Source organism: Rhodococcus sp. UFZ-B548, from assembly GCF_903819475.1.
Lineage (GTDB): Bacteria > Actinomycetota > Actinomycetes > Mycobacteriales > Mycobacteriaceae > Rhodococcus_F > Rhodococcus_F erythropolis.
On record NZ_CAIJDS010000094.1, the window covers coordinates 1 to 12,039 of the forward strand.

13 protein-coding genes and 1 pseudogene are annotated in these 12,039 nt (G+C 59.7%); 11 read left to right on the forward strand and 3 right to left on the reverse strand.

Annotated features, from left to right (window positions below):
* Positions 1–338 precede the first annotated feature (338 nt).
* From H7C86_RS37775 to H7C86_RS35690, 4 genes are all read left to right on the forward strand, one after another.
* A complete protein-coding gene (locus H7C86_RS37775) occupies positions 339–461 on the forward strand; it encodes a hypothetical protein (RefSeq protein ID WP_256921942.1) in 123 nt (40 codons plus the stop codon).
* Between the two features lie 159 nt (positions 462–620).
* A complete protein-coding gene (locus H7C86_RS35680; protein ID WP_019749985.1) occupies positions 621–788 on the forward strand; it encodes a hypothetical protein in 168 nt (55 codons plus the stop codon).
* 564 nt (positions 789–1,352) lie between these two features.
* A complete protein-coding gene (locus H7C86_RS35685) occupies positions 1,353–1,901 on the forward strand; it encodes a hypothetical protein (RefSeq protein ID WP_125461304.1) in 549 nt (182 codons plus the stop codon).
* Positions 1,902–2,014: 113 nt separating this feature from the next.
* On the forward strand, positions 2,015–2,242 hold the full coding sequence (locus tag H7C86_RS35690; RefSeq protein WP_019749988.1) for a DUF2283 domain-containing protein: 228 nt from the start codon (positions 2,015–2,017) through the stop codon (positions 2,240–2,242).
* Positions 2,243–2,420: 178 nt separating this feature from the next.
* Here the strand turns inward: H7C86_RS35690 and H7C86_RS35695 are convergent, their stop codons facing one another.
* Positions 2,421–2,585, reverse strand: coding sequence for a hypothetical protein (locus tag H7C86_RS35695; protein ID WP_019749989.1), 165 nt, complete (start codon positions 2,583–2,585; stop codon positions 2,421–2,423).
* Between the two features lie 98 nt (positions 2,586–2,683).
* On the opposite strand from H7C86_RS35695, the pseudogene H7C86_RS35700 reads away from it, so the two are divergent.
* A pseudogene (locus H7C86_RS35700) lies at positions 2,684–2,980 on the forward strand (ATP-dependent DNA ligase); the annotation flags it as partial.
* A complete protein-coding gene (locus tag H7C86_RS35705; RefSeq protein WP_019749990.1) occupies positions 2,913–3,623 on the forward strand; it encodes an SOS response-associated peptidase in 711 nt (236 codons plus the stop codon). The pseudogene H7C86_RS35700 and the gene H7C86_RS35705, both read left to right, overlap by 68 nt.
* 62 nt (positions 3,624–3,685) lie before the next feature.
* On the opposite strand, the gene H7C86_RS35710 is transcribed toward H7C86_RS35705, so the two are convergent.
* Complete coding sequence (locus tag H7C86_RS35710; protein ID WP_019749991.1) at positions 3,686–4,324, reverse strand: hypothetical protein; 639 nt, start codon at positions 4,322–4,324, stop codon at positions 3,686–3,688.
* Positions 4,325–4,424: 100 nt separating this feature from the next.
* On the opposite strand from H7C86_RS35710, the gene H7C86_RS35715 reads away from it, so the two are divergent.
* On the forward strand, positions 4,425–5,300 hold the full coding sequence (locus H7C86_RS35715) for a hypothetical protein (protein ID WP_080911099.1): 876 nt from the start codon (positions 4,425–4,427) through the stop codon (positions 5,298–5,300).
* A gap of 165 nt (positions 5,301–5,465) precedes the next feature.
* Here H7C86_RS35715 and H7C86_RS35720 read toward each other — a convergent pair whose 3' ends face one another.
* Positions 5,466–5,783 (reverse strand): hypothetical protein, encoded by a 318-nt coding sequence (locus tag H7C86_RS35720; RefSeq protein ID WP_080911100.1) that lies wholly within the window; start codon positions 5,781–5,783, stop codon positions 5,466–5,468.
* 712 nt (positions 5,784–6,495) lie between these two features.
* On the opposite strand from H7C86_RS35720, the gene H7C86_RS35725 reads away from it, so the two are divergent.
* The 4 genes from H7C86_RS35725 to H7C86_RS35740 all read left to right on the forward strand — a co-directional run bounded on the left by H7C86_RS35725 (position 6,496) and on the right by H7C86_RS35740 (position 9,839).
* Positions 6,496–6,978 carry an SRPBCC family protein gene (locus H7C86_RS35725; RefSeq protein WP_182263387.1) on the forward strand — a complete coding sequence of 161 codons (483 nt, stop codon included), beginning with the start codon at positions 6,496–6,498 and terminating at the stop codon, positions 6,976–6,978.
* Positions 6,979–7,006: 28 nt separating this feature from the next.
* A complete protein-coding gene (locus H7C86_RS35730) occupies positions 7,007–7,189 on the forward strand; it encodes a hypothetical protein (RefSeq protein ID WP_125461380.1) in 183 nt (60 codons plus the stop codon).
* A 670-nt stretch (positions 7,190–7,859) separates the two neighbouring features.
* Positions 7,860–8,807: a phospholipase D family protein gene (locus H7C86_RS35735; RefSeq protein ID WP_182263388.1), complete on the forward strand. Its 948-nt coding sequence runs from the start codon at positions 7,860–7,862 to the stop codon at positions 8,805–8,807.
* Between the two features lie 774 nt (positions 8,808–9,581).
* Entirely contained in the window at positions 9,582–9,839 is a 258-nt protein-coding gene (locus H7C86_RS35740) for a hypothetical protein (RefSeq protein ID WP_007733695.1), read from the forward strand.
* The last annotated feature ends 2,200 nt before the right edge of the window (positions 9,840–12,039 follow it).

Consider the following 12,039-nt stretch of genomic DNA (forward strand, 5'->3'; position numbering starts at 1 on the left):
AGCCCCCGTACTTCGTTGACTACTCCACCTACCTCGACATCTGGACCAACGTCGGACTCGGCGCATGAAAACACACCCCTCCCCGCCAAATCTGGGACGCCCGACGGGTAACCATGGCATAACCCAGACGGTGCTCACCTGACCTCGACGGCCTACGCTGGCCGTCGCGCGCTGGAAAATTCTTGAAGAACAAGAACGCTTTCAGTCTTGTGTGATTTCACTCTCGAACCGCGCAAAATGATTGCTGAATATTCACGCAAGAGCGTTGACTGTCGGTAACGAGACCCCGCGGTCCTCAATCGGCTGACCGGGCGATCGCCGACAGAAGGAGCGCGCACATGTCGTGTGAACCCCACGTCCGCATGGCAACAGCCACGTCCGGCGGAGTGACATTCCGGTCGAGTCGTCGTAGCCGAGCGCGGCAACGCTGCACCCCCATCGCACTCCCCCGCGGCCTCTGAATCCCTACGGGTACCGACGACATGGCTCCCTCGCAACCCGGTCGACTGCGGCGCTTCGCAGAACGCGTCCTCGAAACAGTCGTGGACTTCGTCGTCGACGTCATCGGCGGTGTCATCGGGTCGTTGTTCCGTTGACAATGAACATGATTGGACCGCGCTGTGGCCGTGCCCCAACTTGTCCTGCTTACCGCCTTCGGCACCGGATTAGTGTCTTTGGCGCTGCAGGCCACGTCGCTGGCTTTCACGGGACACCGGACGCTCACCGGCGCCGCCACCAGTACCGCAGTGCTCGCGTTCACGCTTCTGACGCTCGGCTTACTGATCTGACCACTACGCGAGAGCGCCCAACAACGTGCCGGCTCTGACTAACAGCCGCGCCGCCGACGACTCCGTGACAGCGAGTCCTCCCCCGGTCCCCCAGCGAACGGAGAAACAGCCGTGCTGATCATCATCGCGGGGACGGTGGCTCTGCTCATCTACCTCGTCCGCAAAGGCTCCCGCGACACGTATCGCCCCTCGATACCTGATCGGTGGCCCGACCTCCCGCCCACGCCGCCTCTCGATCGATCGCATGTGGGCGATACGCAGCTTCCCACTTCGCCTTCAAGCCATGAGGTCCGTACGACGCCAGTGCCGGTGCCGGAGTTCGTTGCGGCCAGAATCCGGGAAGGATCCTTCGAAGGAATTCGGTGCCCGAACTGCAATCAGCGAGATTTGACGGTCGAGTGGATTCCCTTCGATGAACCCCTTTCCACTGCGGACGGGGACATCAGCTATGAGCTGTGGTGTTCGGCCTGTAGGTGGATAGCTCTGGTGCAGGGCCCAGCGTTTCCAAGCGCCCCACAGGCCGAAGAAATGCCCCTACAGGACCGCAACAGTGAGGACTCATCCATGGGTTCCGGTGGCAATCCCAGCGGAAGAACTTCTCTCTCTTTGGGAAGTGGGGCGTTCCAGGTCTACGACGAGTCGATCTCGGATCGGCTTTCTGACTTGCTATCCCAGTACTTCGATCACCCTCGTATGTACTGCTTCGCTCAGGACTGGCGTGGCATCCAGTTCTTCATTCTCGACAAGCTGACTCAGAACGAACCTGAAACAATGGTTTACATTTACGATCCCGCCCGAGGCATCGCAGAGGAACTGCTACCGTACGGGCTTCTTCTGCTGAGAATCGCAGATGGAACCATCTTGAACGGCTGCGCACTGGACCGATTTGCCTTCTGGCTGCAGCGGGCCGGTTTGTCCAGCTTGGACGTCGGACAATGCATCACGCCGCGAGTCTTCGTGTTCTTGGGCGGGAGCGAAGAGGACTACGACACCGATCCGCGATCCGCCCTGCCCTACGTGTATGCATCCTTGAAGATGAAAAAGAAGCTGAGAGATAGTGGACTCAAAGACGCGGACATCCTCACCGAGGAATTCTTCAACGGTCCCAACTGATTTGGATGAACCCGCGTTCGACGAGGATATGTGCCGGTACTTCACGTGTTGAAGTATCGGCACGGCGACAGCGTCAAGTCGCCTCACGCTTCGCCCAGAACTATTCTCTCGATATGCATCTGACATTCGCGGCAACATACGACCCTGACGCCGACGCTTCATACATCTATGTGGCCTCCGACCGGGCGAACGGAGATGCGGTGCGCCAGCAGCACGTCGACTGTGATGGTTCTGACGGCCAGATCGTCCTCGACTTCGACAGAGACGGCAGGCTTCTCGGTATCGAACTACTCGGAGCCTTGTCCCTCCTGCACGCGTCCGCGCTCTCCCCGATCGACTAACCGGAGACCGGCCCCTAGATCTCTGCATCGAAGATGTCGGACCCGCGTACTACTCTGTACCCTGCGACGAGAATCAGGTCGCCACACTGACCAGACCGCAGCGAAAGCTGAGGTCCTGACCTGCAAGATCCTTGCAGGTCGGTCACATGTGGCGACCTGATCTTATGAATTCTGCCGGCTACCTCGCGGCTGGACGATCCGGCATCTTCAGCATGATCAGCTCCGCGCCGTCCTTGTAGCGGTACGCCCACTGGCCGTCCTTCGTCAGCACCGTGCCGGCCTGGCCCTCGTCCGGGGCCGGGCTCCACCCTCGAGTCTCATCCGGTTCTGTAGTCTCGCTCATTTCACTATTGTTTCAACCTCCGAAAATCGGCCGAAACCAGTACAAACCAGCGCACAGTGGAAGGTATGAGCGCCACCACCGGAAAACCAGTGCCGCCGATGCTCGCCACGCTCGGGCAGCCCCCGACAGGGGAGCGTTGGGCCTTCGAATCGAAATGGGATGGCCAAAGAGCCATCACCACAACAGGTTCCGAGTCGCCCGTGCTCTGGTCGCGCAACGATAACAACATCAGCGCATCGTTCCCCGAGATCGTGGACGCGCTCCGCTCTGTGCTCGATCACCGCAAAACCGTCCTCGACGGGGAAATCGTCGCACTCGGACCGGACGGTGTCCCGTCCTTCTCCCTGTTGCAACGACGAATGCACGTCCTGCGGCCCACCGCTCAGCTCCGCAACGAGGTCGCAACCTCGTACTACGTGTTCGACGTCCTCGACATCGACGGCACCTCGTGTGATCCTCGAACGCACCCCACGCGAAGAACCGGACGACGAGCCCCAGCGTCAACTCAGATCTGTCAAATGGGGATTGCTGCCGGCCTGGGCGAAAGACCGGAAGATGGCATCCAAGCTCATCAATGCCCGCAGCGAAACCGTCACCGAGAAAACATCATTCAGAAGCAGTGCATCCAAACGGCGCGCCATCATTCCGGCCAATGGATACTACGAGTGGATGAAAAGTGAAGCAGGGTCGAAGATTCCATACTTTCTCCACGGAGAAAGCGACGTGATCGCAATGGCTGGACTCTACGAGTTGTGGCCCGATCCTGAACTGCCAGAAGACGATCCAAACAAGTGGGTATGGACCTGTACAGTTTTGACTCGACCAGCAACAGATGCCTCGGGACACATACACGACAGATCTCCGCTGATCCTCCCAGAGACATTCTGGGAGCACTGGCTCGACCCGAACCTCACCGACAAAGGTGAGGTCCAGGCCATGATCAACTCGGTTCCGGAGCCGCATCTCGAGCCCTACGAAGTCTCGACTGCGGTGAACAGCCCTCGCAACAACAACCCGTCACTCTTGGAGCCGGTCTGACCACACGTCCATTGGCGCACAACGCGACCGGCAACTGTCGTCTGGCCGCGGTGAGCCGACGGTCACCGCGGAGAGTCGTGGAGCCGAAACAGAGCTGCCGCTTCGAGCCCATCCTGCAGGTACTCGTACTCCCCCACCAGCGCTAAGCACAGAGTCAGCTCGTCGAGGTCCGATCCAGCATTGAGCAACGCGCGGAGGGCCGCGTCATCTCCGCGTACCGGTTGCCCGAGAAGGTCTTCCGAAGCCTGCTCAAGGAAGTCCGCGAGGGAGGAGAGCGCTGAATTCGGCTCCCTGGACGAACCCGGTGCAAGGACGAAAGGCACAACGCGTGTCGGATCATGGCCAACAGCTCTCCACCTCCCGGACTCGTATCCGTAGGCGAAGTTCAGGATTTCATCGTTGCTGGCGGTTTCGAGCCACCAGGGTTCGGCACCGTGATCACACAAGACGGCGCGGCCGCCCTCCACAGCAGGATCAGGGCTGTGCCGGTCGAAACCGCAGATCGCAGCACGACCGCTCGGCAGCGAAATGAAGTCGAAGTGTGATCCGCCGCCGTCACGGTCGGTGACTCGATTGTTTTCGATGGTGAAGGTCGAATGGAGGTCAGAGAAGGAGAAAACTGCCGCGTACGCTGCCGCCCATCCCGCGAGCATCCGATGTGCTGCAGCCGGATCCGGAAGGTCGATTTCAATCGGAGTCATCGTCAGACCGTAACGCTCATCAAGTGCGCTCGGCCCGTCGTGCGCCGCACCACAGGACCACCTGCCAGCGGAAGCGCGCGGTCACTGGAAGCATGAGCACATGCTCACTATTCGGATCACCGACAACGCCGCAGCATTCCTGGGTGTCGGCGTCGGGTTCTCTGCGATCGACCCCACCGACGGCCTCACGCCGCAGCTCAGGGCGAAGTTGAATCGCGGAATAGAACGCCGCGGAAAGCTCCTGGTCTGGGCGGACTCACGTGCCGACGACGAGAGTCCGCCGGCAAACTTCTTCGACTACACCGGGTGGGAATGCAACGACAGTTCATTCCACCTCGAAGACTATGTGCCACTGCGCGCCCCGAATGCCGTCGCGGAAGACTTCCTTCCCTCCGGCCTTCCGGTCGAGTCGATGGGACCGTTCATCACCAGATCCGATCAACGCGCGTTGCTCGAGCAAGGGATCGCGTTCGCCCGCGAATTCGCCCAGCTTGTCTACGATCTGCCCGAACCCGCCCCCGTTCGCTGCATGATCTTCGTCAACAGCAATTGCGGCACCTTCCGGTTTCACCAGATCGAGCCCGGGGTGGAGTGGACCGCACTCGACCTCCTGGAGGACGACTACCCCACCAAGTTCAGCAGCAAGGGCGTTGTCGTCGACATCGTCCCCTCGACTACCAGGACTTTTCGGTGCCAAGTCTGTGGATACCCTGGATTACGCGAGCGGCCTTACGCCCGAGATGGTTCGGGTTCCGGCGAGAGGTGTCCAGCGTGCGCGTTCACGTTCGACGCGGCCCCCGGCGCCGACCAGCACCGCCACAGCAGGCAATCGAGCACGCATGAACAGTGGCGTGAACGCTGGATCTCCGGCGGAATGCGGTGGCAGAGCGCCCCGGACGTGCCCCAACCAGTGATCTGGGAGCCGGTCAACGAACTCGCCGAACTTCTCACCATGCGCAGGCGATCCCTACAGTGATACCTCGCAAGAGGATTCGTTCGGCCGCATATCAGTTACACGGGTTTCGCCACCCGCATTGCCGACACGGTGACCGCGCCGGAATCGATCACGGACGTCGTGAAAACCTGGTGACGTGAACCGCTCGACACCGACACCATTCACGCGCAGGCGTACCCGCGGAGGTCACAGCAGGATCCCACGCTCGGCGTCCGCAATGACCATCGCAGCTGTCCGTGATGCCCATCTGTCGTGGTCGAGCAGACTCCACGTCGGGTCGCGGTTGTCCAAGGGCCTCGCCGCTAAATACACCCGCTGCACAAACTGGCCGACGGCGGCAAAGGACAAAGCGATCCACCGCCACGGTCGATCATCTGCCGCGATACCTAGTCGACCCATCACGGTCGTCGTTATCGCCGAAACATCACTGCCCGCTCCTGCGAACGGTGCCGCTCCGACGTTGAGGACAGCAGTCCACGACTCCACCAGCGACTTCGGCCCCACTCCTTCGCAACGGACAGTCGCATGTCGCCGGTAAGAATTTCCGTCACCCGAAGGACGGGATCTAGGGCCGAGCGATCACGATGTGGAAGTAACCGTAGACAGTGTTTTAGAACTCGTGCCAGTTTTCTTGATTTATCTCAATTGTTCCGACTTAAGTCGTAGTTTCGGCATCTCAACAAGGGGTGCGTTAGCACTTAAGTTCCACAGAAAACGCTCGACAACGACGCCTATCAGTACCGCGCACAAGTGAGATCCCCATTTCCGTTGCGTTCCATTGTCCACGGGTGCAGAGTTCAGAGGCAAACGAGGATCGACGAACAGTGGTTCGATTTCGACACACAGCTCCCCCACCTCACCGCCCAGTGCCATGGCCAGGTTCTTCGGCGAATGGAACTGTCCCCGCCACTAAATTATCGCGAAACTCTCCGCACGTTCGTTTGTCGAGCACCTCTCACGAGTCGACACAATCCGCCAGCGGCACTACAACAGTCACCCAGTATCCACACGGTCGATTACCCACGCTCTCCACGAGCATTCGCGAAGACTCCATGGATCACCTACCCCGCTCAGGATTACTCAACCATCCGGCGCGTGAACGGCAGCATCCGACATGTCCGGGCATCACCCCGCCTCACCGACCGAAGCCGATGAATGCACCCACCGAACGAGAGAAACCTCGCCGACCGATCGGCGGTATGGCAGCATTCGCCACATGACTAGCGAACGGATCGAAGTACAGCGCACCATCCGTGCCGACCCCGCATCGATCTTCGCGGTCCTCTGCGACCCTCAGGGGCACGTCGCCATCGACGGATCCGGAATGCTGATAGGCGCAGATGGCGAACTCGTGACCGCGACCGGCGACGAATTCGTCGTCCACATGGATCGCGAAGCTCTGGGCGACCTACCCATGGGACAGTACGACGTCACAGTGACGATCAAAACTTTTGTTCCCCAACGCGAAATAGCATGGACCATCCTCGGAACTGTCCGGCCTCCGATCGGGCACGTCTACGGATATCGGATCGAGCCGGCCGACGACGGCCACAGTTCCCTCGTGACCTCGTACTACGACTGGTCTGATATCGGCCCCGCCTGGCGGCAAGCAGGAATCTTTCCCGTCATCGCCGAAGGATCTCTCAAAGCCACGCTCGGTATCCTTGCACGCACCGTAGCCAGAGGTTATCCGCGCTGACCCCGCCCGAAAGCCCAGCGCCGGGGCCGTGATGCTCCTCTTCCGCGAGCGCGCAGCCACCACCGTGACAATCGCAGCACTGATCGCCGGTGCCGTCGCAACCTCATGGATCTATCTCAACGGAATCGTCTTCCCCACAACGTCTCCAGTGAGTGCCATGTCCTACGTTGCGCTCACAACCATCACGCCGGCCCTACCGCCTGTTATCTGATGGGGCGCCGAAGCCACGCTGACGCCTCCCAGCCGCCACCTCACCTGAACTCGCGACAAGAGGCTGCCAAAGAGTAGTAGACGAACCTCCACTGCAGCCCAACACGCCCGGCTTCCCCGTCACGAGGCACGGGTCCATCAGTTCATGAAGACCACGCCGCCCGACCTACACTAGAATGCCGAGAAGTTTTCTGCACGTTCACTTTTCGAGCACTGATCACGAATCGACTCGGCCCGCCAGCGACACTACATCAGTCACCCGATATCCACACGGCGAGCGCCTACGATCTCAGGACTACACGCCCCTCCAGGCATGGGCCCGCACGATCCACCACGCCCGCCCTCACCCCCGCGGGATCGCGTACCGCGGCAAATTTCCCGGTGCACTGCGCGGGGCGCTGCTCGAACAAGCAGCAGACCCTTCCCACCCGTCCGGCGCCATCACTGCCACCGTCCCGTATCGAAATCGCACGCCGAATCGACAGCGCTGCAGTCGCACTGGGGTATAACGCCGTCTGACCCGGCAGGGTTGATCGCTACAACATTCTTCGACCTCCACGACAGATCACAGATATCCGGAAGTTTCTTTTGCTCCGGAGACGACTCAGAACGACGGCAGCTTTCACGCAGGAGCCAGAAATCGGGCCCGATTCGCGCTACCGTTCTAGGCTATGGGGACCAGCTTCCACGGACCGAACCCGTGGCCACACATCACTCGCGCGATCCGCACGCGAGGCCCACGCTATGCCGCTGTTCCCTATCTCGGACACCTTGCGCCCGAACTACTTCCACTTCGCAGTGGAGACCTTCTGATCGTCAATGCTTCTACCGCGGCGATCCGCGCCCACGCCACTTCACCTGCCGTTCTTGCGCACTACCTCAGCAAGGGCGTTCGCATCCTGTCGTCGTCAACACTGCACGCCAAGGTCATCGTGACGAACCAACGAGCTGTAATCGGCTCGCCGAATGCTTCCGAAAATTCCACATTCACCCATGAAGCGGTCGTCATTTCCGATGACCCCCAAGTGGTTGCCGACAGTCGCGCGTTCGTCAACAATATCGACGAAACCACTGCTGTAGACCAAATATTCATCGACAACGCCGCGCGCGAATGGGCGATCGGGCGTGCCGTACCCATACCTGGCATCACTGGCCGAATGCAGAACCTTGACAACGACTTTCCTCTTGCTCCGACCAACCGAGTATTTATCAGGCAAGTCAGCGATCACGAAACCCGTCCCTCCGTGCGCATCGCGCCTGTGAAACAGACTTCAACGAAGCATCTTTCGGTCAATCCGAGCGTGAGATACCGACTCGAAACACTCAGACTCGGAAAACCAAGCAGCATGGCACGTGGGGACGTCGTCATCCGCGTCTCCACGGACAACGAATTGTTATTGCCACCCGCTGTCGTGATATCCAACCAGGATCGAATACCGGATTCCCCCAGTCATTTTCAGTTCTTTCTCCGCGTTCGCAACGACCTGCTACCGCTTCCTGTGCCAGACACCGAGAGGTATCTCGTCGAGGTCGGGCACCCCAGCGCACAACTGCGGTCCAACCACTACGTTCGCTCGCTCAGTCTTCGGGCCGAACTGTTGGCGTTGTGGAACCTTTGAGTCCTGAGAAACGAATATTGACGGAATGCGAAGCATTCCTTCGAGTGCGCGAACAGCGCACCGTCAATACGTCGATCCGAGCAATGTACTCACGGAAGCCGAACGACGCACGACCCTAATGTTCGAATCCGGTGAACGAAATCCTCTGCGCAACTGCGATAAAGAGCATTCCGCGTGACAATATATGCGGATCGACCTCCCCCAACCGAAGTCCCTCACGATTCGCAGGCGGACACGAAGGCACAAACCCTCCCCGCTGGAAACCTACGTTCGGCAGCTGACAGGTTAAGGTGCCTTTCCGGATCTTTCAGGTGCTCCTCTCGACACGTGACCCGAGCCATCGAGCTCGCAGACGCACCATCGACTGTCCACAGACCCCCGTCTCCATCCATCTCCAGGACACACGGCAGCAGCCTGCGGAAGCGCCGTCAAACACGCGGGTTACATAACCCCTCCCCCGCGTTCAGTCGCACATGAACCTCCCCGGCGTCTGACAGCATGAGAGCCAAGCATCTCCATCCGCTCCCGAAGAATCGAACCCGATTCCGACGCTAGACCCATCATCGAACCGCCGACCGCCAACGCACCCAAACCCCACCTTCAGCGAAGCCGCAGAGGTGGTCCGTCAAGCCCCTCCCTGGTCGGGCCGGCGGCGGTCTGTGAGGCGGGCCGCCGCAAAATCCCTCAGAACTCCATGGCAACATCAACCACACGCGACACACCGAACAAGCGCGCCTACCCGTATCAGTTACAGATTGGTTCTAGTCTTTCCTCATGGCACAGCACAACAAGGGACCTCGCGGACACATCGCGACTCGTGCTCCCCTCAAGCAGCACAAGGTGTACGAGGATCGGGCCGCCGAACTCGGAATCCCTGCTGGGGATTACTCCGTGCTCATACTGGCCATCACCCATGGACTGGACATACCGGACTACATCATCGACAAACTGCATCCGGACCAGCTGAGACTGCTTGAGGTCGAGGCCGCTGGATCACTGCGCCGCATCGAGCAGCTTGCGGTCGGCGCATGAACTACCCCTAGACAGCGAACAACCCCCAGGGCTTGGCGGCATCGGGGGCTGTCCGTTTATGCGGTTGTGAGAGCTTCCCAGCTCCCTGACCACCACTAACCCAGTGAAGGAAGAGGCGGTGACCACCACTACCTCGAAAGGAAGAGGCGGTGCTTACTCGATGATATCGCAGAAACGCAATTCCGCCATACTCGCGGACGTATTCGCGGTGTCATTTTTGGCACGTCCAGATCACATTTCGGCTTTCGCGGCGCTCGGATCACACTTCTGCGTCCCGAATGTCCCATCCGAGCAAGCCAGCACCGTACCCACAGTGGTACCGATGTGCGGCCGCCGGATCGAACAGACCTTCCGAACAACCGCGGCCGTGACGCGCGTACAGCGGATCCGCAGACAGGGAGGCCGCCCCTAGCCGACAACGAACGAAGTGCCCGATACCTAACTAAACAGCGCAGACCTCTTGAAAAGCACAAAGGCCCCCGAAGGGGGTGATTGGGAGCGGACCGCATCGCGGCGAAATAAGGACTGGCAGGTCCTTGACGTCGACTGAGAACTGGCAGGTTCTCCGACATCTGTTCTCGAACATTCTCGAGAGGTGAGCTTCGAAAGTTAGCGCTTTCTCTGCTCGTACTGCATCCCCCTGGAAGGGACTTACCTATGGCAGGTATGTCTCAGGGTAGCGCATACCCTGAATACAGCCCAACTCATTCCATATCACCAACCTTCGGCGTGTCGCGCATCGGCACCCAATCCGCTGTTCCTCAATCGACAGAAGTCGACGAATGGCAAGCGGCAGTCGATGATGCTCTCTCACGTATCGCGCGCCTCGAATCCGCTACACGGCAACTCAACGAGTCCACTTACCAGCGTGGACGCTCTTGGTCCCTACCTGTCGAACCAACGGAACAAGCACGCGTTCCAGTGTGGACATCACGCAGGGAATGGCTCCGCCAATTCCGGCATCACACCACCAGCCCGGCCGGCAAGGCGTTGTGCGCGCGCAACCTGATCAAGCCCGACAAGGCTTACGCAGTGGCACAAGCTCACGCACATTTCGCCGAATCCCACACCGGCCGCGGGGTCTCCGCAGCGAAATCAACGATCGCTGCCCGGGCCAAAGTCAGCGAATCCTCTGTCAATCGCGCCAGGCGAGTGCTCATCGCGCTGGGAATGGGCATCGAACACGTCCGGGGACGGAACCTCAAAACCCTGGAATTTCTGGCTGCTGAAGCCCATCACGGGGGTCAACAGCACCGCGCTGCATCGACATGGTCACTGTCATCCCCTCGAACAATCGTGGCAACGACACCTCACCGCAAACTCGCCAAGACGCGACCGTCTCGCGCCTCTGAAAGAGCAACCCGCCACAGAGCTCACAACTCTCTGAGGCCCGACGTCAATCGCGTCTATCAGCCCCACAGCAGTCGACCAGGGCCGATAGGAACTGACACCCTATCTAGTGTTGGTTTTTTATCTTTTGAAGTTCTTCCGTTAGGAAGAACTCACCAACGCGCGCACGCGCGAGCCCAGCTCACAACAAAAAAACGAAGCACTTCTCGGATCACACCGCGGCCTCTGGCACTTCAGAGGACTGCAGCCGAACTCGTCAATCATGCGCCGGCTCTCAGACCGACCGGACATATCGGGGCGATCTGTGATCTTCTCCGCGATGTCAAGATCGATACGACGCGATGGACAGGACGTGACATCGCACAGACGCTTTCCCGAGACACAGCAGACCGGGGGTGGATCTGGCCAACAAGATCAAGCCTGGTCTCACCGTTGGCATACCTCAGACGCAGGCTCGATGGGATCGACTGGACCGGAGAATCGCCCAGTGAACAGCGTAAATCGGCCGACCTGGCGCGAAAGAAGGAACAAGAATTACTTGAAAGCTCACATGTTCAACGTACGAAAATGGCAGCGAACCCGGAGCACCGCGCCAAGATCCTAGCCAGCATTCGGGCACACCTGACATGCAAGCAGCAGCATTGAGGCTTTACTGGCCCCAATCCGGCCAAGCAATACACGTCCGAAAAACACGCCTCACGATGATCGACAAGCGTTGCCGAGAAGTGTGGCGATCCGTGGCACAGCACCCTGATCGCCACAGGTGTAAATACTCATGGCGACGTTGATCGGGACACTGAACCGTGCCGGGTTTCTTGCCGCTCCTATGCTGGCGACATCTCCGGCTGGA

Coding starts and splice junctions, on each gene's coding strand:
- H7C86_RS37775 (WP_256921942.1), top strand. CDS start 339: ATGTCGTGTGAACCCCACGTCCGCATGGCAACAGCCACGTCCGGCGGA.
- H7C86_RS35685 (WP_125461304.1), top strand. CDS start 1,353: ATGGGTTCCGGTGGCAATCCCAGCGGAAGAACTTCTCTCTCTTTGGGA.
- H7C86_RS35690 (WP_019749988.1), top strand. CDS start 2,015: ATGCATCTGACATTCGCGGCAACATACGACCCTGACGCCGACGCTTCA.
- H7C86_RS35695 (WP_019749989.1), bottom strand. CDS start 2,585: ATGAGCGAGACTACAGAACCGGATGAGACTCGAGGGTGGAGCCCGGCC.
- H7C86_RS35710 (WP_019749991.1), bottom strand. CDS start 4,324: ATGACTCCGATTGAAATCGACCTTCCGGATCCGGCTGCAGCACATCGG.
- H7C86_RS35715 (WP_080911099.1), top strand. CDS start 4,425: ATGCTCACTATTCGGATCACCGACAACGCCGCAGCATTCCTGGGTGTC.
- H7C86_RS35725 (WP_182263387.1), top strand. CDS start 6,496: ATGACTAGCGAACGGATCGAAGTACAGCGCACCATCCGTGCCGACCCC.
- H7C86_RS35735 (WP_182263388.1), top strand. CDS start 7,860: ATGGGGACCAGCTTCCACGGACCGAACCCGTGGCCACACATCACTCGC.
- H7C86_RS35740 (WP_007733695.1), top strand. CDS start 9,582: ATGGCACAGCACAACAAGGGACCTCGCGGACACATCGCGACTCGTGCT.